This is a genomic window from Bradyrhizobium tropiciagri, assembly GCF_001189845.1.
GTDB classification, from domain to species: domain Bacteria; phylum Pseudomonadota; class Alphaproteobacteria; order Rhizobiales; family Xanthobacteraceae; genus Bradyrhizobium; species Bradyrhizobium tropiciagri.
In genome coordinates this window covers 1-23,189 of record NZ_LFLZ01000104.1, presented here as the reverse complement: position 1 = coordinate 23,189, position 23,189 = coordinate 1, and the positions used below count along the sequence as shown (strand labels likewise).

Below are 23,189 nucleotides of genomic sequence, written 5' to 3'. Positions count from 1 at the left end.
CCTTAGGTCCCTCAAACTGAAGCGGCCTTGTCCGTCGGGACAAGGCCGCTTTTTTCTGCGCGATGAATCCGACCGACTATTCCGCGGCGTCGAGGATTGGCTGGCCCTGGAATTCGGGGACTGCCGCTGCGCTCTGCGAGCGATAGATCAAACAGCAGCACCGCAACAGCGATGCGAAATTATTGACCTCGCCATGGTGGTTGAGGACTTCGCCATACAGCGTGGTGACGAACTTGGCGACGCTCATCCCCTCCTTGGCCGCAATCTCCTCCAGCGTGTCCCAGAACGACATCTCCAACCGGATCGAGGTGCAGTGACCGCCGATCCGCAGCGACCGGGTCTGCGATTCATAATTGCGCTGCGGCTGGTGCGAGAACAAATGGCACATGGCTATCCTCCCGATCGGATTATAATTTTTCTAAACGATATACCCGCCCGTAGAGCCCCACAATCGCCACGTAGGACGTAGCCGGCGCACACGCGAAGGTGAGTGTCTTCAAGGCGATAGGCCGGCTCCATCCCCAGCTAAAGGCAGCCATTCGCGGACCGGCCCATGCATTTGGCCGGCGAGCCGACTAGAATGCCGCCCAACCTCGAACCCGTGTCCGATCGCGCAATCCATGCCCGTCCGCCAGCTTCCCGAACAGCTCGTCAACCGCATCGCCGCCGGCGAGGTGGTCGAACGCCCTGCGAGCGTGGTCAAGGAGCTGGTCGAGAACGCGATCGACGCCGGTGCGAGCCGGATCGACGTGTTCACCGATGGCGGCGGCCGGCGCCGGATCGGCATCACCGACGATGGCGGCGGCATGACGCGGTCAGACCTTGCGCTCGCCGTCGACCGCCACGCCACCTCCAAGCTCGACGACGAGGACCTGTTGCGCATCCGCACACTCGGGTTCCGCGGCGAGGCGCTGCCGTCGATCGGCGCGGTCGCAAAGCTCGGCATCACCACGCGCCATGCCAGCGAGCCGCATGCCTGGTCGCTGGCGGTCGAAGGCGGCGAAAAGTCGGAGATCATGCCGGCCGCGCTCGGCCAGGGCACCCGCGTCGAGGTCAATGAACTGTTCTATGCGACTCCGGCGCGGCTCAAATTCCTCAAGACCGACCGCACCGAGGCGGAGGCGATCCGCGAGGTGGTGCGGCGGCTCGGCATGGCGCGCCCCGACATCGCCTTCACGCTGGCCGGCGAGGAGCGCGCGCCGGTCACCTGGGCCGCAGCGCTGCCCGGCGCGGCCGGCCGGCTGACCCGGCTCGGCGATATCCTCGGGGCGGACTTCCGCGCCAGTGCAATCGAGGTGCGCGCCGAGCGCGAGGGCGTCGTGGTCGAGGGCTTTGCCGCCGCGCCGTCGCTGACCCGCGGCAACGCGCTCGGGCAATATCTGTTCGTCAACGGCCGCCCGGTGCGCGACAAGCTGATCCTCGGCGCGGTGCGCGCGGCCTATTCCGACTATCTGCCGCGTGACCGCCATCCCGTGGTGGCGCTGTTCGTGAACTGCGACCCGCAAGAGGTCGACGCCAATGTGCATCCGGCCAAGACCGAAGTGCGCTTCCGCAATGCCGGCCTGGTGCGCGCGCTGATCGTGCACGCGCTCAAGGACGGTCTCGCGCGTGAAGGCCGACGCACCGCGGCCAACACCGCCGACGGCGCGACATTGCAGGCGTTCCGCCCGGCCTTCACGCCACCGCGTCCGGGCAATTGGGATTGGCGCAACTCGCCGTCCTATCCAACTGGTCCGATGCGCGGATTCGAAAGCGCTGCGGCGACGGCCTTTGCCGAGCCCGGACAGGCCGCCTTCGATGTCGGCACGCCGACCGCCGATGTGCGCTTCGAGGCCGCGCCCGCGCCCGACCTGCTGGACCGTCCGCTCGGCGCCGCGCGCACCCAGATCCACGAGACCTACATCGTCTCACAGACCCGCGACGGCCTCATCGTGGTGGATCAGCACGCCGCGCATGAACGCATCGTCTATGAGAGACTGAAAGCCTCGCTGGCGAAGAACGGCGTGCAGCGCCAGCTCCTGCTGATCCCCGAGATCGTCGAGCTCGATGAGGCGACCGTCGAGAAGCTGCTCGATCGCGCCGAAGAGCTGTGCTCGTTCGGGCTCGCGATCGAATCCTTCGGCCCCGGCGCGGTTGCCGTGCGCGAGACACCATCGCTGCTCGGCAAGGCCAATGCGGCCGGCCTGTTGCGCGACCTTGCCGAACACATGGCCGAGTGGGACGAGGCGCTGCCGCTGGAGCGACGGCTGATGCATGTCGCCGCCACCATGGCCTGCCACGGCTCGGTCCGCGCCGGCAGACGCCTCAAGCCGGAAGAGATGAACGCGCTGCTGCGCGAGATGGAAGACACGCCGAACTCCGGCCAGTGCAACCACGGCCGGCCGACCTATGTCGAACTGAAGCTGAGCGATATCGAGAAGCTGTTCGGGCGCGATGAAGATCCGTAGGATGGGTGGAGCGCAGCGATACCCATCACTCTCGCGGCACCATGATGGGTATCGCTTCGCTCCACCCATCCTACAAGTTCTCACCGCGTGAACACCTCCAGTGCGGTGCGCAACTGCGCGATCCATTCGTCGCCATGCTCGAACCCGCCTGCCGCGATCCGCTCGCAAACCTGATCGAGACCTTCGTCGCGGGATGACGTTTGGTCTCCGGCCAATTGTCGCGCGATCGCGACATAGCCGTCCGTCAGCAGCACCAGACCGGGTGCGCTCGCGGCGACATAGTTCTGACGCGCACCGCGAAAGATATCGATCGCCTCGTCATAGCGGCCCAGCGCCAGATCGAAGGCCCCTACCAGCCAGGCGCCCGTTCCGAGCCGCGCCGGTCCAAGCTCGAGCTCCTGCACAAGATCCAGCGAGTGCTCCGCAAGGTCGCGCGCCGCCAGCAGATGAGCTTGGTCGATCGGCTTGTCCGAAACGCCCCAGCCCGGCCAGCAATCGGCCGCGGCGTTGAACGTCATCCGTTGAATCATCCTGAGCGCTTCGTGCGCGTCAGTATTGAGCGCGCCGCGACGGCGCCCGACCTGGTCGGCGGCGTCACGCGCCGCCGCAAGCAGCGCGGTGTCATCGCCCGCGCCGCGCAACGCCTTGACGCGCGTCTCCAGCTGACCTGCGAGCCCGGCGAGAGTATCGGCCATGGTTCACGCTCCGAAAGCGACGATTGGTCCGTCGTATGGTGGAATAGCCCAACGGGTCACCGCCCGATGACAGGCTCCACCGTGGCGCAGCATAAGGTCGACGGAGGCTGCTACGCCCTACACTTTTTCGCGAAGGAAGACGAATTCCGTGTCGTCATACGCCCGCCGCTCGAGCTCCTCGAAACCCTCGGGCACTGCGAACGCCGCGGCCTTGGCCTCCTCCACCACGAGCAGCGCGCCCGGCGTCAACCAGCCGCCGTCACGCAATGAGGCCAGCGCCTTGTCGGCGAGGCCCTTGCCATAGGGCGGGTCGAGAAACACCAGCGAGAACGGCTCGACCGGATGCGCCGGCCCGAGGTCGGTGGCATCGCGGCGATAGACCTTGGTGGTCCCGCCGAGGCCGAGCGACTCGACATTGTTGCGCAGCAGCGCCCGCGCCTCGGCGCCATTGTCGACGAACAGCGTGAACCTGGCGCCGCGGGAGGCCGCCTCGATGCCGAGTGCGCCGGTGCCGGCAAACAGATCGAGCACGCGCGCGTCCTCGATCGGGTTGTCGTAGGCGTGGACCAGGATATTGAACACGGACTCGCGCAACCGGTCCGCGGTCGGACGGATCTCCCGCCCCGAGGGCGAAGCGAGATTGCGGCCTTTCAGCCTGCCCCCGACGACGCGCATTGATCGTTACTCGTCCTGCGGCTTGAGATCGCGCTTGCCGTGATAGCCGCGCTTGGGACGGCGCGGCGGGCCGTAGCCGTTGGCCTCGTCCTCGTTGCGCGTGCGGGCCTCCTCACTGCCGGTGCGCTGCACCAGCACGCGGCGGCCCTTGCGGTCATTGATGGTTTCGCGCTTGGCTTTCGGCTTCTTCGCGGGCGCATCGTCGCCGGCGTCACGCTGCTCCGGCCGCGTGAAGTCGGCACCGGCGATCTTGGCGATCTTCTCGCCGAGCTGCTCGCGCAGCACCCGCGTCTTGACCTCCTCGACCTTGCCTTCCTCGAGCTCGGCGAGTTGGAACGGGCCGTAGGAGATCCGGATCAGCCGGTTCACCTCGAGACCGAGATGCGCCATCACGTTGCGCACCTCGCGGTTCTTGCCCTCGCGGATCGCGAACACCACCCAGACGTTGGAGCTCTGGTCGCGCTCCAGCGTCGCATCGATCGGCCCGTATTTGACGCCGTCGACCTCGACGCCGTCCTTGAGCTGGTCGAGCTGCGCCTGCGTCACCTCGCCATGCGCGCGCACGCGGTAGCGGCGCAGCCATCCGGTGTCAGGATGCTCCAGCGTCCGCGCCAGCCCGCCGTCATTGGTCAGCAGCAGCAGGCCCTCGGTGTTGAAATCGAGCCGGCCGATCGAGATCAGGCGCGGCAGGCCCTCGGGCAGATTGTCGAACACGGTCGGCCGTCCCTCGGGGTCGGCATGCGTCGTCATCAGTCCGCGCGGCTTGTGATACATGAACAGCCGCGTCCGCTCGCGCGGCGGCAACGGCTTGCCGTCGACCGCCACGACATCGTTATCGGTGATATCGAGCGCCGGCGAGTTGATCACGCGTCCGTTGACCGTGACGCGGCCCTGGGTGACGATCTCCTCGGCATCGCGGCGCGAGGCGAGGCCGGCGCGGGCCAGCACCTTGGCAATGCGCTCGCCTGACTTCTTCGGCTTCGGCTCGGGACGCTCGCGGCGGTCGTCTGAGGGGCGCTCGCGATAGGCGCCGCGGCCGCCGAAAGCCCGACGCTTCGCGAAGACCTTGCTGTCATCCTCATTGTCGCGGCGCGGACGATCGGCGAAGCGGCCCTCGCTGCGGGGGTGCTCCTGCCAGTCGGTGCGGCCTTCGGGGCGTTCGCGCCGGCGATTGTCGCGGCCGCCATCCTCGTCATCGCGGCTCCAGCGCGGCCGGCTGAACTTCGGCCGGTCGCCTTGCTCGCGATCGTCGCGGGACCTCGAGAACCGCGGACGCTCACCGCCACCGCGATCGTCGCGCGATCGCGAAAAGCGCGGACGCTCGTCACCGCCGCGGTCGTCGCGCGGTTTGCGGTCGCGCTTCTGCCAGGGCTTCTCGTCACTGCGGTCGCGGCCCTCGAAGTCGCGGTCGCGCTTGAAGCGCGGCCGATCGCCGAAATCGCGGCGCGGTGCATCGCCATCCTCGCGGCGGCGGAACGGACGGCCCTCGCCCTTGTCGCGGAACGAGCCCTTGTCGCGATCGCCGCGCGAAAACTTCCGGTCGTCGAACTTGCGCTCGGCGCGCTCACCGCGCGGCGCATAGGAACGCTTCTCGCCATCGCGCTCGCCGCGCGGCGTATAGGGACGCTTCTCGCGATCGCCATAGGACCGCTTTTCACCGAACTTGCGATCGGACGACCGGCCCTCCGGCCGCGGACGATCGCCTGCATCGAAATCGCGGCGCTCGCCGCGCGGCTTGAACGGACGCTTGCCGCCCTCGCCATCGCGCGCCGGCCGATCGCGGAACGGGCGGTCGCCACGGGGACGATCGTCACGGCTGAATCTGGGCTTGTCGCCGAAATCGCGGCGCGGCGGACGGTCTTCGCGATCGCCGCGATAGGGCCGCTTCTCGCCATCGCCCTTGCCGGCGAAGTCCTTGCCGGCAAAGCCGCGCTTGGCGAATTTCTTGTCCGGCCCACGCGCGGCTCCGGAGCGGCCTTTGCCGCCGCCGGCGCGGCCCTGGCCGCCGCCGGGCCGATCACGCCGGCCGCGGGAATCGTTGTGTTTGTCGCTATCGCGGGGCATGAATGTTCTCGCCTGGGCGTTCAATTGGGGTGCAAGGGCCAACCGGTCGTGCGCGCCCCGTTGGCAGCGCGCTTGACGCAAAACCGGCATCCACTTTTGCTGAAGGCGAAGCTACTAGCAGGTTTCTTCGGATGATACGAGGCATGTCGACCCCTTCTTTCATGGATTTGGCGCTGAAAACGGCCGAAAATGCCGGAAAATCGGGCGAAGTTCCGATCGGATGCGTCATTGTGCGGGGCTATGAGGTGATCGCCACCGCCGGCAACCGGACATTGACCGACCGCGATCCCACCGCTCATGCCGAAATCCTTGCGATCCGGCAGGCGGCAGAGGCCATCGGCAGCGAACGGCTGGTCGATTGCGACCTCTACGTCACGCTGGAGCCCTGCACGATGTGCGCCGGCGCGATCTCCTTTGCCCGCATCCGCCGGCTGTATTACGGCGCCGCCGATCCCAAGGGCGGCGCGGTCGAGTCCGGCGTCCGGTTCTTCGCGCAGCCGACCTGCCACCATGTGCCGGAGGTCTACGGCGCGGTCGGCGAGACCGAGGCGGCGACGCTGCTGCGCGAGTTCTTCAGGGAGCGGCGGTAGGGGCATAGTGGAATGCAGACCCGTCACCCTGAGGTGCGAGCACTTGCGAGCCTCGAAGGGTCGACCGCCGCCAGCCGGGCCGTTCATCCTTCGAGACGCGCTGCGCGCTCCTCAGGATGACGGTGAAAGAGCGGAGTCACCCCGCCAGGAAAAACTCCCGCAGCAGCTTCGCGGTCGCGTCCGGAGCTTCCTCGGGCAGGAAATGCCCTGACGCCACCGGTGCGCCGCTGACATTGGTGGCCCAGTTCTTCCAGGTGTCGAGCGGTGTCGTGGCCGCGCTGGCAACGCCGGCATCGCCCCACAGCGCCAGCATCGGGATCGTGATCTTCCTGCCGGCGTCGACATCGGCCTTGTCGATTTCATAATCGGCATAGGCGCCGGCGCGATAGTCCTCGCACATCGCGTGGATCCGGGCGGGATCGCGGAATGGCGCCAGGTAATGTTCGAGCGCGCGCGGATCGATCGCCTCCAGCGTCTTGGTCCTGGTCTGGCTCGCCATCTTCTCCTTGAGGAAGAATTCGCCGTTGTTGGAGATCAGCGTCTCCGGCAGCGGATAGGGCTGCGCCAGGAATGCCCAATGGTAGATCTTCAGCGCCGACAGCCGATTGAGCTTCTGCCAGTAATCATAGGTCGGCGCGATATCGAGCACCGCGAGCTTCGACAGCCGGCCGGGATGATCGAGTGCCAACCGATACGACACTCGGCCGCCGCGGTCGTGACCGGCGAGCGCGAAATGCACATGGCCGAGCTGCTCCATCACCTCGACCATGGTCTTTGCCCAGGCCCGCTTGGTGTAGGGCGTATGGTCCTTGTCGCTGTCGGGCATGTCGGACCAGCCGTAGCCCGGCAGGTCGGCGATGATCAGCGTGAATCTGTCGTCAAGTTTCGGCGCGACGGTGTGCCACATGACATGGGTCGAGGAGAAGCCGTGCAGCAGCAGCAAGGGCGGGCCCTTGCCGCCGACGCGGGCGAAGATGCGGCCCTGCGAGGTGTTGATCCATTTCGACTCATAGCCGGGAAAAAGATCAGCGAGATCAGGCATCGGTAGCTCCTCCCGGTCGCGTGCGCCGTGCTTCAAACTTTGTTCGGCGTTGCCGCTGGCCTGATTTATGCCATCCTGAGGTCCTGCCAACAACAACATGAAACGAGGAAGTGCCATGTCGATCGATTTCGAGATTCCCGCCGAGGCCAAGGCGATCCGCGAGAAGGTTCGCAAATTCGTGCACGACGAGTGCATTCCGGCGGAAAAGGAACTCGACACCAAGCCGCTTGCCGAGGTGCTGGGACCGCTGCGCAAGAAGGCCCGCGCGCAGGGCCTGTGGTGCCCCTTCGTGCCGAAGGAGTATGGCGGCATGGGCCTCGGCCCGCTGGCGAACGCGCTGGTGCAGATGGAGCTCGGCGAGAGCATGCTTGGCGCGCTCTCGATGAACACGCAGGGGCCGGACGACGCCTCGATGATGACGATCCTGGCGCACGGCACCGAGTACCAGAAGGAGAAATTCCTCAAGCCCCTGTTGAACGGTGAGAAGCGGATCTGCTTCTCGATGACGGAAAAGGCCGCCGGCGCCGATGCCACCGGCATGCAGACCACGGCAGTGAAGGACGGCAACGAGAACTACATCCTCAACGGCGAGAAATGGTTCTCCTCCTCGGCGAGCGTCGCCGATCTCGCGCTGGTCATGGCGAAGACCGATCCGAATGCACCGCGCCACAAGCAATATTCGACCTTCATCGTCGAGCTGCCCAACCCCGGCTACAAGATCAAGCGCAACGTCGCCAACATGGCGATCGAGGGCCCGCATGACGACGTGATCCATGGCGGCCACTCCGAGATCGAGATCAAGGATCTGAAGGTGCCGGCCGACAACCTGCTCGGCGGCGAGGGCAATGGCTTCAACATGGGCCAGCATCGGCTCGCCTACGGCCGGCTGCGCCACGGCATGCACAACGTCGCCAAGGCGCAGCGCGCGCTCGACATGGCGGCCGCGCACGTCACCAAGCGCTCGACCTTCGGCCAGTTGCTGGCCGATCGCCAGGCGGTGCAGTTCATGCTCGCCGACTGCGCGAGCGAACTCTATATCGGCCGGCTGATGCTGCTGCACATCGCCTACAAGGCCGAGAAGGGCCTCGATATCCGCCAGGAGAACTCGATCGCCAAGATCTTCCACGCCCACATGGTGCACAAGGTGATCGACACCGCGATCCAGCTGCACGGCGCGCTCGGCTTCAGCCAGGATACGCCGCTGGCGAAATGGTACACCCAGGTGCGCTCGCAGCGGCTGGTCGATGGTCCCGACGAGGTGCACAAGTGGAAGATCGGCAAGAACGTCATCAAGGCGTTCCGCGAGCACGGCACCACGGCAAGCGCCGCGGGCGGGGATCTGTTGTAAGCGTCATTGCGAGCGAAGCGAAGCAATCCACTTCTCCACACAGGGATAGATGGATTGCTTCGTCGCTTCGCTCCTCGCAATGACGCGGTGAGCTAGCCCTGCTCCGTCTCCACTGCCTGCCAGGCGATGTCGCGGCGGCAGAAACCCTCCGGCCATTTGATCCGATCGACGGCCTGATAGGCGCGATCGCGCGCGGCGGTGACGGTCTTGCCCATCGCGCAGACATTCAGCACGCGGCCGCCATTGGCGAGAATTGCGCCGTCCTTCGCCACGGTGCCGGCGTGGAAGATCTCGACGCCCTCGACCTTGGCGGCATCGTCGAGCCCGTCGATCTGCGTGCCCTTGATGTAGTCGCCGGGATAGCCCTTGGCCGCCATCACCACGGTCAGCGCCGGGTCCGGGTACCAGCGCAGATCGAAGTTCTTCAATTGCCCGTCGATCGAGGCGAGCAGCGCCGGCACGATGTCCGACATCATCCGCAGCATCAGCACCTGGCACTCCGGATCGCCGAACCGGACATTGTATTCGAACAGCTTTGGGCCCTGCGCCGTCAGCATCACGCCCGCATAGAGCACGCCCTTGAACGGGATGCCGCGGCTCTTCATCCCGGCCACCGTCGGCAGGATGATCCGCATCATGATCTGGTCATGCACCTCCGGGGTCACGAACGGCGTCGGCGAATAGGCGCCCATGCCGCCGGTGTTCGGTCCCTTGTCGTGATCGAACACCCGCTTGTGGTCCTGCGCGGTCGCGAGCGGAATCGCGGTCTCGCCGTCGCACAGCGCGAAGAAGCTGATCTCGCGGCCCGAAAGGAATTCCTCGATCACGACCTCGGCGCCGGCCGATCCGAACGCGCCCTCGAACATCATCGCAATGGCGGCTTCCGCCTCAGACAGCGTCTGCGCCACCACGACGCCCTTGCCGGCGGCGAGCCCGTCGGCCTTGACCACGATCGGCGCACCCTGGGCGCGGACATAGGCCACCGCATCCCTGGCATTGTCGAAGCGGCGATAGGCGCCGGTCGGAATGCTGAACTCGCTGCACAGGTCCTTGGTGAAGCCCTTGGAGCCTTCGAGCTGCGCGGCCTGCTTGCTCGGCCCGAACGCCTTGATGCCGACATCAGCGAGATCGTCGACGATCCCGGCAGCCAGCGGCGTCTCCGGACCGACCACCACCAGATCGACCGCATTGCGCCGGCAGAATTCGATCACAGCGGCATGGTCGGCGACGTCGAGCGCAACGCATTCGGCCTCGCGCGCGATCCCGGCATTGCCCGGCGCGCACCAGAGTTTTTCGACCAGCGGGGATGCAGCGATCTTCCACGCCAGCGCATGTTCGCGGCCGCCGGAACCAAGCAGGAGGATGTTCATCAGGTGTCGCCGATCAGAGGGGTTGTAACGCCGTTTGGTCCGGTTTAGCACGCTCGCCGACCGCGGCAACACGCGGTTCGATCAGATGTGGATATGTGATTCGGCGCTTGAAACGAGCCGTCCGGACCTTGCACACGGGGGCGAAAACCCCGATTCTATAGATCAGATGACCGCTGCTCCGAATCTCGTCAACGCGCCCGAATTCACCGTCTCGGAACTCTCCTCCGCCCTGAAGCGGACGGTGGAGGACCGGTTCGGCCATGTCCGCGTCCGCGGCGAAATCTCGGGCTTTCGCGGCCCGCACTCCTCCGGCCACTGCTATTTCGCGCTGAAGGACGAGAGTGCCAAGATCGAGGCCGTGATCTGGAAGTTCGCCCACGCAAGGATGCGCTTCAAGCCGCAGGAAGGGCTCGAGGTCATCGCCACCGGCAAGCTGACCACCTATCCGAATTCCTCGAAGTACCAGATCGTCATCGATTCGCTGGAGCCGGCCGGCGTCGGCGCGCTGATGGCGCTGATGGAGGAGCGCAAGAAGAAGCTCGCGGCCGAGGGCCTGTTCGACGAGGCGCGCAAGCAGCTGTTGCCCTGGCTGCCCGAGGTGATCGGCGTCGTCACCTCGCCGACCGGCGCTGTCATCCGCGACATCCTGCATCGCCTTGAGGACCGCTTTCCCCGCCGGGTGCTGGTCTGGCCGGTCAAGGTGCAGGGCGACGGCTCGGCCGAGCAGGTCGCGGCCGCGATCCGCGGCTTCAATGCGCTGCCGGAGGGCGGCCGGATCCCGCGGCCCGATCTGTTGATCGTCGCGCGCGGCGGCGGCTCGCTGGAAGACCTGTGGTCGTTCAACGAGGAGATCGTGGTCCGCGCCGCGGCCGAGAGCCATATCCCGCTGATCTCGGCGGTGGGCCACGAGACCGACATCACGCTGATCGACTTCGTCGCCGACAAGCGCGCGCCGACGCCGACCGCGGCCGCCGAAATGGCGGTGCCGGTGCGCAGCGAGTTGTTCGTCGAGGTCACAGCCCTCGCCCGCCGCACCATGGTGTGCTGGCAGCGCGCCCAGGAGGCCCGCCGCACCGAGCTGCGTGCCGCAGCGCGGGCGCTGCCTGCGGCGAACGAGTTGCTGGCGATCCCGCGACAGCGGCTCGATCACCTCGCAGCCGGGCTGCCGCGCGGGCTCAAGGCCAACACGCACGCGCATTTCCGCCGCTTTGCCGCCAGCAGTTCGCGGCTCACCATCGGCGTGCTGCGCGGCCAGGTCGCGCATGCAAGGCAGCGGCTCACCGCATCCGGCGAGCGCATCACGCTGTCGGCGCGCGCGCTGCTGCATCGCAGGCGCGAGCGCTTCAGCGGGCTCGAGATCCGGCTCAAGGCCTCGAAGCTCGCCAATGCCAAGGCCCAGCGCAACGCGATCGCCCGCGATCTCGAGCGCACCCACCGGCTCGCCGAGCGCGCCCGCCGCGCGCTGCTGACGACGATGCAGCGGCTGGAAGCGCGGGTCGCCCATCGCAGCCAGTTGCTATCGGCGCTGTCCTATCGCGGCGTGCTGGCGCGCGGCTTCGCGCTGGTGCGCGACGCACGGGGACACGCGATTCATTCCGCCGCGGCAGTCGGTCCCAACGCCGACGTGTCGATCGAGTTCGCCGATGGCCGCGTCGCCGCCACCACGAATGCCGATCAGCCGGCGGCGACGGCGACGCACGAGAGCCAGCCCAAGCCTCAGCGCGAAGCAAAACCGGCGGCGCCGAAGCGCGTCACCAAGCCGGTCGATCAGGGCAGCTTGTTCTGAAGCGGGATGAGTCTTGATTGAATCAGCTTGGCGCGGTCTCGGTTCACCTCTCCCCGCCGGGGAGAGGTCGGATTGCGAAGCAATCCGGGTGAGGGCTCTTGCCCCCTCGATAGACCGTAACCCGATTTGCTACGCAAATCGACCTCTCCCAAGGGAGAGGTGAGCTTTCGACGCCGTTCCAGCGCAACCTAATCTCATCACGCGCTAGCGCGACAGCCACTCCGCGACCTGCTTCTGCGCGTCCTTGCGCGCATCCGCATCGGTGCCGATATGGCCGCGTTCGGCGACATCGGCGTCGGAGGCCGCGACCGCATGCAGCGGCAGGTTAGCACGGTCGAAATCGTGATAGGCCTCGGGATAGACCACGATCTTTGCAAGCGCGCTGCGGCCGTGCGCGCCGTCGACCATCTGGTGGCAGGCCGATGACGACGTCACGTCGTCGCGCGCGCCGATCAGGACCAGCGTCGGCACCCGCGCGCTCCAGCCGAGACCGAACGAGGTGCGGCAATCCGGATAGAACGCGACCGCCGAGCGGAAGTCCGGCTCGCCGTTGCGCGACCACATCTGCGGCCGCACCGCCCACAGCAAGGCGGCCGCGCCATTGCCCCAGCCGATCAGGCTGATGCGGCTCTTCGCCACCCATTTCTGCTGCACCAGCCACTGCCGCGCGGCATTGATGTCCGCAACCCGGGCACGGCGGGTCTGGACCTGATGCTGCCTGATGCGGCACTGCGGACCCAGCTCGCGCGAGCCGTAGCTGTCCGGCAGCAGCACCGCATGGCCTGACGTGAGCAGCTGCTCGGCCCAATCGCGATAGCGCGGCAGCACGGCCTCGGAACGGCCGGCGAGACCGCCGCAGCCATGCAGCGCGATCACCGTCGGGAACGGGCCGTCGCCGTCGGGCCGGTAGAGCTGCGCGTGCAGCGTGACATTGCCTTCAGCAATCTCGACCTGACGCGGAGCCGGCAGCGGCGCCGCGGCCGCGGCCGGCACGGCAAGCATCGCGAGGCAGACAAAAACTGACTTGAGGCGCATCCGATCCGGCCGGCTCGTCATGGCGCTGCAAACAAAGCGGACCACATCCGCAACGCTACCATGCGCTTTCGCCGCCAAATCATCACAAGTCGGTGGTTTAACGGGCGGACATGCCACCCTATCTGTGATAGACGGTTTCATGAACATTGCGAACATTTAAGGCTGCCTCATCAGAGGCAAGGCGGAGAGCTCAAACGTGCTGAACAAGTTCGGTCCCTCGGGCCATGGCGAAGCGCAGGTGCAATATCTCGACGGCGATTTCCGCGTGATCTCGCCCGGCACCTTTGTGCGTTGTGCCATCACCGACGTCCGGATTCCGCTCGACGAGCTGAAGTACTGGAGCGTCGACCTGCAGGAGGCCTACGCCACGCCGACCGCCGTGCTGCAGCGCCACCATCCCGGTGTGCTCAAGCCGCAGGCCTGAGCTCAGGGCTGGATTCATCTCCGCAGCCTCCTGTCCCGCGCCTTGAACAGCTGATCGGTCACCAAGCGCCGCAGCGCGGCGGCATCGTCGAATTGCATCGTCACCGCGAACGGCACGATCGCCTGTGCCGAGGACGAAATCCCCTGCGGATCGCGCAGCCGCGCCAGATCCTTTTCCGTCGTCACCAGCGTCAGGGCGTCAGCTTTCGCGTCGGCCGTGAGCTGTGCGATCTCGTCCGCCGTGAAGGCGTGGTGATCGCCGAACGCCCGGCTGCGCACGACGTTGACGCCGCTCGAACGCAGCGTGTTGAAGAAGCGCGCGGGATCGCCGATGCCGGCAAAGGCAAGCGTACGCGTACCGCGCAGCGCCGCCAGCGAAGCCTGATCCGGTTTCAGATGTGCTGACAAGACCGGCTTGCCACGGGACGCGAGATCGGCTGCGATCTTTGCTGCCGCGTTGCCCTCGCCGACCACGATCAGCGCGTCGGTTCGCGCGAGCTGCGGCGACAGCGGTGCACGCAACGGGCCTGCCGGAATCACACGGCCATTGCCGACGCCGCGCGTGCCGTCGATCACGATCAGGCAGGTGTCCTTGAGCACGGATGGATTCTGGAAGCCGTCATCCATCAGGATCACGCTGGCATCCTGCGCGCGCGCCAGCGCGAGGCCCGCAGCGCGGTCACGCGACACCACGACCGGCAAGGTCGCCGCCATCATCAGCGGCTCATCGCCGACATCGGCCGCGGTGTGGCTGTCGCGATCGACCTTGACCGGTCCGGCAAGCCTGCCGCCATAGCCGCGGCTGAGCACCACAGGGCGTTCGTCGAGCTCGCGCAGCAGTTTTGCCAGCGCCAGCACCGTCGGCGTCTTGCCGGCGCCGCCGACATGATAGTTGCCGACGCAAATCACGGGAATGCCGGCATCGGCACCGGATTGCCGCATCCGCCGCGCGGCGACCGCGCCGTACAGGGCGGCTAGAGGGCTCAACAGAGATGCGATCCAAGACGACGGCCGGAGCCAGAAGGCCGGCTCACGCATTGGCGGCTCCCATCTCGAGCCGCAACTGCAACAGATAGGGCTCGAGAGCGGTCACCGTGCGCTCCAGCGCACCACCGAGCTGCTCGACGACGCGCTCGGAGGCGGCGAGCGACGCATCGCGCGCCGCGGGATCGTCAAGGAACTGGCCAAGCTGCTTGACCAGCGCGTCGCGGTCATCGGCGCGCCGCGCGCCGCCGCTACGATCGAGCGCCTCATAGACGTCGGTGAAATTGAACACGTGCGGGCCGTGCACGATGGCAGCGCCAAGCTTGATCGCCTCGATCGGATTCTGGCCGCCATGCGGGACCAGCGAGCCGCCCATGAACACGATCGGCGCGAGGCGGTAGAACAGGCCGAGCTCGCCCATCGTATCGGCAACGTAGATATCGGTTGTCGCGACCGGCAGGTCCTCGTGCGAGCGCAGGCCGGGACGCAGCCCGGCATCCGTCACGAGTTGCGCGACTGCCTCGCCGCGATGGGCATGCCGCGGCACGATCACCGTGAGCAGCCCGGGGAAGAATTTGGCGAGCGACTTGTGCGCCTCGATCAGGATCTCTTCCTCGCCGGGATGAGTGGATGCGGCGACCACGATCGCGCGGCCGCGCGTCACCGACATCAGCCGCTCCAGCTTGGCCGGATCGGCCGGCGGCGCCGCGACGTCGAGCTTGAGATTGCCGGTGACGACGACGTTGGGGCTGCCGAGCGCGGCAAAGCGTTCGGCGTCGGTCTTCGACTGCGCGAGGCAGATGTCGAACCGACCGAGCAGCGCCCCGATGGTGTTGGAGACCCGGCGCCAGCGCGGGAACGAGCGCTGCGACATCCGTCCGTTGATCAAGACCATCGGCAGCCGCCGCGCGGCGCTCGACAGGATCAGGTTCGGCCACAGATCGGACTCGATGAACAGCGCCAGCGACGGACGCCAGTGATCGAGGAAGCGCGCGACATAGCGCGGCGAGTCATAGGGCACGTATTGATGGATCACGTCGGGCGGAAAACGCTTGGCGACGATCGCGGCCGAGGTCACCGTCCCCGAGGTGAGCAGGATGCGCAGATTGAGCGCGCGCAGCCGTTCGATCAGCCCCACCGCCGCCAGCACCTCGCCGACGCTGGCGCCGTGGATCCACACCAGCGGGCCCTGCGGCCTGGTGTCGGCGCTGACGCCACGCCGCTCGCCGACGCGTTCGGGATCTTCCTTGCCGAGCTTGAGCCGCCGCTTGATCAGGGCAGGCGCGAGCGGCACCATCGCGGACGACAGCTTGCGGTAAACACGCAACGTCATCGGTAGCGAGCTAGCCAAGCGTTGCCTCCGGCCGCCCGACGGCTGCATAGGCGCGCCGGGTCGCTTCGTTGAGCAAATTCTCCACGTGCTGCCGAAGCTTTTCCATGGTCGCGGCGTCGGCATCAGGCGGCACATAGACCGGCTCAATACCTACCACTGCGCCGCGCCCGAATGGCAAATTGATGGTGGTCGAATCCCAGTTTTTCAACCGGATGAATCGGCTGGTGACCATCGCAAAGGGGACGATCGGCCGGCCGGTTTCCCGCGCCAGCATGATGGCCCCGAGACCGGCCACCCGCGCCCGCTTCGGCACGTCGGCCGTGGTGGCCATGTTGCAGCCGTCTTCCAGCGTCCGCACCATCTCGAGGAAGGCCCCGACGCCGCCCTTGCGATGGAACGCGCCGGAATGGTCGCCGGAACCCCTGATGGTGCCGATGCCGAGCCGTTCCACCGCGAGGGCGTTGAACTCGCCGTCGCGGTGGCGGGAGATCAGAACCTTGGCGCGATAGCTCGCCTTGGTCTTGATGAACGGCGTCATGAAGTGCTGGCCGTGCCAGAACACGAAGATCGCCGGCATCAGGGGCTCGACGATCGCGTAGACGTCAGACGGCTGATAGATGAAGCGGTTGGTGTACCAGACCAGCCGCAGATATTCGGCCGCAAGCACACCCAGCGCGCGCTGCACGAAGCCGCTGCGCAGCAGATCGCGAAGAAGTCGTTTCAATGGGAATGCTTTGCGTCCTGCTCAGGATCGAGCAACCGGTGGAGGTGAACGACGAAATAGCGCATCTGGGCGTTGTCCACGGTCGCCTGCGCCTTCGCCTTCCAGGCCGCATAGGCGGTCGCGTAGTTCGGGTAGACGCCGACGATCTCGACTTCGTCTAGATTCTTGAAGGTGTTGTGCTCGAGATCGGTCAACTCGCCACCGATAACGAGGTGAAGCAGCTGCGGCTGGGCATTGTCTGACATGATGGTGGTTTTCCTAACGAGATGCCCGGCAAAGAACTGAAGTCGTGGTCGTCACAGGTCGTGTCGTCACAGGTCTGTCGTAACAAGTCTGGTTGTCACAATCGGAAGCGCGGAGCGGATCGGCGAGGCCTCACGGCAATGGACGGCTGCGAAAATGCTCGACAATGCGTGCATGACGTTCGCGTCCTGCTGCCACCAGCACCCCATGCGTCACCTCCCGGCGATTGTACTCAATCGCTTCCCCCGAGAGCGCGGTCATCTTACCACCCGCTTCCTGCACGATCAAATTCGCGGCGGCAAGATCCCAGTCGCGGCTTTGCCCGCCCGCAAAGGCCGCGTCAAGTCGACCTTGTGCTACGCGGCACAGTCTGAGTGCCAGCGATCCGATCCGCGGAAACAGCGTGATCTCGTCCGGCGTCGGGCTGAGCCGTTGCACCAGCGGTTTCGGCCCCGCCATGCGGGGAAAATTGAAATCGGTGCCTGTGGTCGCGTGCACGGCGGCGTCGTTCAGGGTCGCGCCCTGCCCGCGGGCGGCGAAGAAGAATTCCTCGCTCACCGGCGCATACACCGCCGCGAGCACAGGAGACGCATTTTCAACCAGCGCCACACTGACGCACCAATCCTCGCGCCCGGCGAGATAGGCGCGGGTGCCGTCGATCGGATCGACGATCCAGGTGAAGCGCCTGCCGAGCCTGCTCTCATCATCGGCGCTCTCCTCCGACAGCCAGCCATAGGCCGGCGTCGCCGAACGCAGCTGCTGCTCCAGGAGATCGTTGACCGCGATGTCGGCCTCGGAGACCGGCGAGGACGCGCCCTTGATCCAGTTCTTCAATTCGGTGCGGAACAGCGACAATGCGAGCCGGCCAGCTTCCTGCACCGATCTGGTCAGCAAGGCGGCATCGCGCGCCTTGGTCCAGTCGTCCGTATCAGCGTCCGCCAAGCGTCAGACCCTCGATGCGCAGCGTCGGCGAATTGACGCCGTAGCGGAACTCCAGATCGTTGGCGGCGACCAGCGACTTGAACATCGGCAGCAGATGCCCGGCGATGGTCACTTCGCTGACCGGATAGGTGATCTCACCGTTCTCGATCCAGAAGCCGGAGGCGCCGCGGCTGTAATCGCCGGTCACGCCGTTGACGCCGGAGCCGATCAGGTCGGTCACATAGAAGCCCTGCTTGATGTCGGAGATCAGCTCCTTCGGCGTCACCGCACCGGGCTCGAGATGCAGATTATAGGTTCCGGGCGACGGCGACGACGACACGCCGCGATGCGCATGCCCTGTCGTGACCAGGCCAAGCTCGCGCGCGGTCGCGGAGTCGAGCACCCAGGTGGTCAGCACGCCTTCGTCGATCAGCGCTGTTTTCTTCACCTTGACGCCCTCGGCATCGAAGGTCTGCGAGCGCAGGCCGCGCACGCGCAGGGGATCGTCGATGATGCGGATGTCCCTGGAGAACAGCTGCTCGCCGAGCTTGTCCTTCAGGAAGCTGGTCTTGCGCGCGATTGAGGCGCCGTTGATGGCGCCGACCAGATGGCCGACGATCGAGCCGGCAACCCGCGGATCGAACACGACCGGCACCTTGCAGGTCTCGACCTTGCGCGGGTTCGACCGCGCCACCGCGCGTTCGCCGGCCTTGCGGCCAACGGTCGTGGGTGAATCGAGATCGGAGGCATGCGGCGCGCTGGTGAAGTCGTAGTCGCGTTCCATGCCGGTGCCCTCGCCGGAGATCGCGGTCGTCGAGATGCCGTGGCTGGAACGAAGATAGGAGCCGTGGAAACCGGTCGACGTCACCAGCACCATGCCGCCGATCCCGGTCGAGGCCGACGCACCGCCGGACTTGGTGACGCCCTTGACCGCGAGCGCCGCAGCCTCCGCCGCGATGGCGCGCTGCTCGAGCTCGGCCGTGGTCGGGACGTTGCGGTCGAGCAGATCGAGGTCAGGGAAATCATGTGCATGGAGCGCCGGATCGGCCAGGCCGACATATTTGTCGTCCGGCGCCACGCGCGCCATCGCGACCGCGCGTTCGGCGAGCTTTGCGATCCCGTCGCCGGTGACGTCATTGGTCGACACCACCGCCTGGCGCTGGCCGACGAACACCCGGAGGCCCACGTCGTCGCCCTCGGAGCGCTCGGTTTCCTCGACCCGGCCATCGCGCACTTCGACGCCTTGCGAGACGCCGCGCACCGCGATGGCATCAGCGGCATCGGCGCCCGCGCGCTTGGCGGCATCGACCAGGCGCTGCGCGAGGTCGCTGAGCGCGGATTGGTCGAACAGATCGGAGGTATCACCGTGTCGCGATGCAGATGGTGAAGAGTTCACGAACGAATTCCTGCGGATTGAGGGGGGGCCCGGAACGAAGTCGACAGACCTAACCAGATGTGCCGGATTCACAGGGATTTCAAGCACTTTGCGCCGGCGGGCAACAAAGATTTGAGTGATCGGTGCAAGGCTTCGTCAATCATGCGGGCCAACCTCTTGTCAATCATGGCGCCAGGTGAGGAGCGATTAACCAGGCTTTTTAAGCTGAAACGGCAATCGGTCGGCTAGGCTCTCACACATCGACCGGGAACATAATCCCGGCGGGGAGACTAGAGCTTTGAGGCGTCAAACACCAACAAGCGGAATCAATTCCGCCGGGTCGAGCTGCGCAATGCGGCTCGACCCTCTTTCCCTTCCGCTCAGCTTCCACGCGCAGGATGCGCGCGCGGACGGCGGCACGCGGCAGGTCGAGCTTCATCGCGAACATGTCGTGCTGCGCCGCGCCGTCCTCGGCATGCGGATGGCGGTCAATGTCCGCGTCAGCGATTTCCTCGGCGTTGCCGTGCGCGGCATCGACGACGCGCAGATGCTGGTGCTGGTGCATCGCGATCCCGCGCTCTCCATTCCGCTCGGCACCAGTTCGGATGCCGATGAAATCACCTCCGCCTGGCAGATGTGGAGCGACATCTTCCGTTTGCCGCAACTGAGCGAGCCGGCACCGCGGACACCCTCGGCCCGCCGCCGCCGCCGCAACGCGATCCGCGCGCGCCGCCCGAAATTCCTGGTCCGACGCCGCGCCGGATTCCGTCTCAACGAAGCCAGCGTGCATCGCGACGAGCGCGAGATCATCGCGCGGGATTAGTTTCATCGTCTCGCGCTCCATCTGCCTCACCATCGGTGTCGTCCTGGCGAAAGCCCGGACCCATAACCACCGAGTTTGATTGTGAATGGGATCGTGGCCCCGGCGCTGCGTAACAATGGGCAGTTGGGGTAATGGGTCCTGGCTTTCGCCAGGACGACGGCGGTGGATGGTTCTCGATCAAGACGTCAAACAGCGGTGTCATCACCCGCGAAAGCGGGTGATGACAGTATTCCAGAGACAGCAGTGATTGAGCCGAGAAGCCGCGGCGTACTGGATCGCCCGGTCGAGCCGGGCGATGACAGTTGAGGGTGAGGACAAGCTTCGTTTTCTCGCGACTCCTCGATGCGCAATTGCGCACCGGGGAATGACGAGGGATGGAAATCACCCCGCCCGCATCACCGCATCGACGACCAGGCTCGCGAACAGGATGAAGCCGGCGTCGCGGTTGGATTTGAAGATGCGCAGGCAGAGCGCGGGGTCGCTGACGTCGAGCCGCCGGACCTGCCAGCCAAGATGCAGCGCGAACGCCGCAAGGCCGATCCAGGCCGGCCAGCGCGCGCCTGCCAGCGCGAACGCCACGCCGATCAAGAGCACGGCCAGGCCATAGAAAATCACCAGCGCCCGATGGGTGCGTGCGCCGAACAGGCGCGCGGTGGACTTGACGCCGATCAGCGCATCATCCTCGGCGTCCTGATGGGCGTAGATGGTGTCGTAGGCGATCACCCAGGCGATCGATCCGGCGTAGAGCGCGATCGCGGTCAGATCGATGCGTTCGAGCGTCACCGCAAATCCCATCAGCGCGCCGTAGGAGAAGGCGAGGCCGAGCACGACCTGCGGCCACCAGGTGATCCGCTTCATGAATGGGTAGATCGCGACGATCACCAGCGAGGCGATGCCGGTCATGACCGCGAAGCGGTTGAACTGCAACAGCACGAGAAGCCCGATCAGCGCCTGCAGCACCATGAAGATCACGGCCTGCGTCACCGTCACCTGCCCGGCCGGGATCGGGCGCGACCGCGTGCGCTCGACCTTGGCGTCGAGATCGCGGTCGGTGATGTCGTTCCAGGTGCAGCCCGCGCCGCGCATCACGAAGGCGCCGATGAAGAGCAGCAGGACTGTGAGCGGGAGCGAGCGGACATCATGCGCGACGCCGGCGGCGAGCGCCGCCGACCACCAGCATGGCATCAACAGCAGCCAGGAGCCGATCGGCCGGTCGTAGCGCGCAAGCCGCAGATAGGGCCGCGACCAGACCGGCGCATGGGTATCCACCCAGTTGCCTGTGGAGTCGGCAACGCGGGCGGATACGTCGCTCATCTGCGATCCATCATCGGGTCAGAACGTTGCCGTTCAGGGTGTCGAAAGTGCTGCCGCCCTTCTTGGTCGGGGTCGCTTCCGGCAGCGAGGCGGACGAGCCGAGCACGTCGCTGAGCGACGGCCCCGCGGGCCCGCGCGGCTGTGCCGCCGCCTGCTCCGCGACGTTGCAGACCTTCTTCAGCAGCGCTTCGGTATTCTTGTGACCGTCCTTGAGCTGGTTGGAGACCTGCGGCGGGATCCCGCACTTCTGCGCGTTGGTGTCGACGTATTTGATCATCCTGACTTCAGCCTGGCTGTAATTGCCGATCAGCTTGCAGGCCTCTTGCGGGCTGGCGTGCCGGTCGCTGGCCGCCTTGATCGCCTTGCCGCGCTTCTCGGTCTCCTCGCGCAGCGGCACGAAATCCTTCATGCAGGCATCACCAGGACCCCCGCCACCACCGGCCCCCGGAGGAGGCGGTGGGGATGACAGACCGCCACCGGCGATCGGAGCCGCACCATTGGACGGAAATGCCGAGGGCGTAGCGCCGACCCTGGCCGCCGGCGCGCCATTGACCGGCGGGAACGCTGGATCGGGAGCGGTCGCGGCCCTGGCCGGCCGCGCGCCGTTCACCGGCGGGAACGCGGGGTCGTTGACGCTGCCGGCCTGTCCAGGCAACGGAGCCGGAAAAGCGCTCTGCGCAGCGGCCTGCCCCACGGACAGGGCGGTCGCGGCAACGGTCAGCACGATCAGTCGGCGGATCATCGAGGGTGTTTCTCCGGCAAAAGGTCCAGGCAACCCCAGCGCAACGAAAACGAAGCAACGAAATTGGGGGCGTTTTACGATTCCTGTGAGCCCTTAACAACCCGTGGATTTGGGCGACAGCGCGGCGTAGGGCCACACCGGCCACATTAAATTGTTCCCGGATTCTAAGCCTTTAGGCTACGAACGGCGGTAAAACGGGCTTCAAATCTGCCTGAACAGGATTTTCGGGTCATCCGTCGTCTTGAATCTGCGGCCGGCACCGAGCGAACAACAAAAGGGGCCGCGTGCAAGCGACCCCTCGGACTTCAAAATGACTTGGTGACAGAAGCAATGTATCGACGCTTTCTTTCTACCCGGCCCGCGAGTTCATGGCGAGTCCGCGGGATTACGGTGTCGTTCAGTTTGGTAAACTTGCCGGGCTGCAGTGAAGCCGCCGCAGCGCTGGTGAACGATGTCCGTCAGGGAATTTGAAGATCCTCCCCGAACATGCCCGAACACGATTTTCGCAGCCCCCGTCTGTTCGTCGATGCGCCGCTCGGTGCCGGCGCAACCGTTTTGCTCGAACGCGATCAGAGCAATTATCTCGGCAACGTGCTGCGGCTTGGCGCCGGCGACACCGTGCTGGTGTTCAACGGCCGTGACGGCGAATGGCGCGCGGCGATTTCCGGCCGTAAGCGCGCCGACACGCTGACGATCACGGCGCAGACCCGCGCGCAGGATCGCCTGCCCGACGTCGCCTATGTGTTCGCGCCGCTGAAGCATGCGCGGCTCGACTACATGGTGCAGAAGGCCGTCGAGATGGGCGCCGCGCGGCTGGTGCCGGTGCTGACCCGCTTCACCCAGGTGTCGCGGGTCAATGGCGAACGGATGCGCGCCAATGTGGTCGAGGCCGCCGAGCAATGCGGCATCATCTCGCTGGCCGAGGTCGCCGATCCGCTCCCGCTCGAGCGCTTCCTCGCCGGACGCGACCAGGCACGGCTATTGGTGTTCTGCGACGAGGCGGCCGATGTCGCGAACCCGGTGCAGGCGTTGCAGGCAGCGAAGGCCGCGAATGCCGGGATCGACGTCCTGATCGGCCCCGAGGGCGGCTTTGCCGAGGAGGAGCGCACGCTGCTGCTGCGCCAGCCCTCGATCCTGCGCCTCGCCCTCGGCCCGCGCATCCTGCGCGCCGACACCGCCGCCGTCGCCGCGCTGGCGCTGGTGCAGGCCGCGCTGGGGGATTGGCGTTGTGGTGATGGACGCACCAGCGGAAGGG

Annotated in this window: 22 protein-coding genes; 7 read left to right on the top strand and 15 right to left on the bottom strand. The window is 66.3% G+C overall.

Annotated elements, in window-relative coordinates:
• Positions 1–76: 76 nt before the first annotated feature.
• On the bottom strand, positions 77–388 hold the full coding sequence (locus AKN84_RS41240; protein WP_050426083.1) for a ribbon-helix-helix domain-containing protein: 312 nt from the start codon (positions 386–388) through the stop codon (positions 77–79).
• Between the two features lie 232 nt (positions 389–620).
• Between AKN84_RS41240 and mutL the strand changes: the two genes are divergently transcribed.
• The gene (gene mutL / locus AKN84_RS41235) at positions 621–2,447 is read left to right on the top strand and encodes a DNA mismatch repair endonuclease MutL (protein WP_050426082.1); all 1,827 of its coding nucleotides are present in this window, start codon (positions 621–623) and stop codon (positions 2,445–2,447) included.
• 80 nt (positions 2,448–2,527) lie between these two features.
• Here the strand turns inward: mutL and AKN84_RS41230 are convergent, their stop codons facing one another.
• The 3 genes from AKN84_RS41230 to AKN84_RS41220 all read right to left on the bottom strand — a co-directional run bounded on the left by AKN84_RS41230 (position 2,528) and on the right by AKN84_RS41220 (position 5,881).
• Positions 2,528–3,142, bottom strand: coding sequence for a hypothetical protein (locus AKN84_RS41230; RefSeq protein ID WP_050426081.1), 615 nt, complete (start codon positions 3,140–3,142; stop codon positions 2,528–2,530).
• Between the two features lie 117 nt (positions 3,143–3,259).
• Positions 3,260–3,817, bottom strand: coding sequence for a 16S rRNA (guanine(966)-N(2))-methyltransferase RsmD (gene rsmD, locus AKN84_RS41225; RefSeq protein ID WP_050426080.1), 558 nt, complete (start codon positions 3,815–3,817; stop codon positions 3,260–3,262).
• A gap of 6 nt (positions 3,818–3,823) precedes the next feature.
• Positions 3,824–5,881, bottom strand: coding sequence for a pseudouridine synthase (locus tag AKN84_RS41220; RefSeq protein ID WP_050426079.1), 2,058 nt, complete (start codon positions 5,879–5,881; stop codon positions 3,824–3,826).
• 143 nt (positions 5,882–6,024) lie between these two features.
• Here AKN84_RS41220 and AKN84_RS41215 point away from each other — a divergent pair, with 143 nt between their 5' ends.
• Positions 6,025–6,471, top strand: a complete 447-nt coding sequence (locus AKN84_RS41215; protein ID WP_244485761.1) for a nucleoside deaminase — start codon at positions 6,025–6,027, stop codon at positions 6,469–6,471.
• 136 nt (positions 6,472–6,607) lie between these two features.
• Here AKN84_RS41215 and AKN84_RS41210 read toward each other — a convergent pair whose 3' ends face one another.
• Complete coding sequence (locus AKN84_RS41210) at positions 6,608–7,513, bottom strand: alpha/beta fold hydrolase (RefSeq protein WP_050426077.1); 906 nt, start codon at positions 7,511–7,513, stop codon at positions 6,608–6,610.
• A 115-nt stretch (positions 7,514–7,628) separates the two neighbouring features.
• Here AKN84_RS41210 and AKN84_RS41205 point away from each other — a divergent pair, with 115 nt between their 5' ends.
• Positions 7,629–8,861 carry an acyl-CoA dehydrogenase family protein gene (locus AKN84_RS41205; RefSeq protein WP_050426076.1) on the top strand — a complete coding sequence of 411 codons (1,233 nt, stop codon included), beginning with the start codon at positions 7,629–7,631 and terminating at the stop codon, positions 8,859–8,861.
• Between the two features lie 92 nt (positions 8,862–8,953).
• Here AKN84_RS41205 and purD read toward each other — a convergent pair whose 3' ends face one another.
• Complete coding sequence (gene purD / locus AKN84_RS41200; RefSeq protein ID WP_050426075.1) at positions 8,954–10,231, bottom strand: phosphoribosylamine--glycine ligase; 1,278 nt, start codon at positions 10,229–10,231, stop codon at positions 8,954–8,956.
• Between the two features lie 166 nt (positions 10,232–10,397).
• Here purD and xseA point away from each other — a divergent pair, with 166 nt between their 5' ends.
• Entirely contained in the window at positions 10,398–12,017 is a 1,620-nt protein-coding gene (gene xseA, locus AKN84_RS41195; protein ID WP_050426074.1) for an exodeoxyribonuclease VII large subunit, read from the top strand.
• A gap of 204 nt (positions 12,018–12,221) precedes the next feature.
• Here xseA and AKN84_RS41190 read toward each other — a convergent pair whose 3' ends face one another.
• Positions 12,222–13,052 carry a dienelactone hydrolase family protein gene (locus tag AKN84_RS41190; RefSeq protein ID WP_050426073.1) on the bottom strand — a complete coding sequence of 277 codons (831 nt, stop codon included), beginning with the start codon at positions 13,050–13,052 and terminating at the stop codon, positions 12,222–12,224.
• Positions 13,053–13,248: 196 nt separating this feature from the next.
• Here AKN84_RS41190 and AKN84_RS41185 point away from each other — a divergent pair, with 196 nt between their 5' ends.
• Positions 13,249–13,476 carry a DUF2093 domain-containing protein gene (locus AKN84_RS41185; protein WP_016848019.1) on the top strand — a complete coding sequence of 76 codons (228 nt, stop codon included), beginning with the start codon at positions 13,249–13,251 and terminating at the stop codon, positions 13,474–13,476.
• A gap of 14 nt (positions 13,477–13,490) precedes the next feature.
• Here the strand turns inward: AKN84_RS41185 and lpxK are convergent, their stop codons facing one another.
• From lpxK to AKN84_RS41155, 6 genes are all read right to left on the bottom strand, one after another.
• On the bottom strand, positions 13,491–14,513 hold the full coding sequence (gene lpxK / locus AKN84_RS41180) for a tetraacyldisaccharide 4'-kinase (protein WP_050426072.1): 1,023 nt from the start codon (positions 14,511–14,513) through the stop codon (positions 13,491–13,493).
• Positions 14,506–15,840, bottom strand: coding sequence for a 3-deoxy-D-manno-octulosonic acid transferase (locus tag AKN84_RS41175; protein ID WP_050426071.1), 1,335 nt, complete (start codon positions 15,838–15,840; stop codon positions 14,506–14,508). Before AKN84_RS41175 ends, lpxK begins: the two co-directional genes overlap by 8 nt.
• Complete coding sequence (locus AKN84_RS41170) at positions 15,803–16,516, bottom strand: lysophospholipid acyltransferase family protein (RefSeq protein ID WP_050426070.1); 714 nt, start codon at positions 16,514–16,516, stop codon at positions 15,803–15,805. The genes AKN84_RS41175 and AKN84_RS41170 overlap by 38 nt, the downstream gene beginning before the upstream one ends.
• The gene (locus AKN84_RS41165; protein ID WP_050403683.1) at positions 16,513–16,761 is read right to left on the bottom strand and encodes a DUF4170 domain-containing protein; all 249 of its coding nucleotides are present in this window, start codon (positions 16,759–16,761) and stop codon (positions 16,513–16,515) included. Before AKN84_RS41165 ends, AKN84_RS41170 begins: the two co-directional genes overlap by 4 nt.
• A 130-nt stretch (positions 16,762–16,891) precedes the next feature.
• Positions 16,892–17,701: a 3'(2'),5'-bisphosphate nucleotidase CysQ gene (locus AKN84_RS41160; protein ID WP_050426069.1), complete on the bottom strand. Its 810-nt coding sequence runs from the start codon at positions 17,699–17,701 to the stop codon at positions 16,892–16,894.
• Positions 17,688–19,076, bottom strand: coding sequence for a TldD/PmbA family protein (locus AKN84_RS41155; protein ID WP_050426068.1), 1,389 nt, complete (start codon positions 19,074–19,076; stop codon positions 17,688–17,690). Before AKN84_RS41155 ends, AKN84_RS41160 begins: the two co-directional genes overlap by 14 nt.
• Positions 19,077–19,353: 277 nt before the next feature.
• Here AKN84_RS41155 and AKN84_RS41150 point away from each other — a divergent pair, with 277 nt between their 5' ends.
• Positions 19,354–19,878 carry a DUF6101 family protein gene (locus AKN84_RS41150; protein WP_050426067.1) on the top strand — a complete coding sequence of 175 codons (525 nt, stop codon included), beginning with the start codon at positions 19,354–19,356 and terminating at the stop codon, positions 19,876–19,878.
• 381 nt (positions 19,879–20,259) lie between these two features.
• On the opposite strand, the gene ubiA is transcribed toward AKN84_RS41150, so the two are convergent.
• Both ubiA and AKN84_RS41140 read right to left on the bottom strand, forming a co-directional pair.
• On the bottom strand, positions 20,260–21,192 hold the full coding sequence (gene ubiA / locus AKN84_RS41145) for a 4-hydroxybenzoate octaprenyltransferase (RefSeq protein WP_050426066.1): 933 nt from the start codon (positions 21,190–21,192) through the stop codon (positions 20,260–20,262).
• Between the two features lie 10 nt (positions 21,193–21,202).
• The gene (locus AKN84_RS41140; protein ID WP_050426065.1) at positions 21,203–21,934 is read right to left on the bottom strand and encodes a hypothetical protein; all 732 of its coding nucleotides are present in this window, start codon (positions 21,932–21,934) and stop codon (positions 21,203–21,205) included.
• Between the two features lie 486 nt (positions 21,935–22,420).
• Between AKN84_RS41140 and AKN84_RS41135 the strand changes: the two genes are divergently transcribed.
• Positions 22,421–23,189: 16S rRNA (uracil(1498)-N(3))-methyltransferase (locus AKN84_RS41135; RefSeq protein WP_050426064.1), on the top strand; the 769-nt coding region annotated here is incomplete at its 3' end.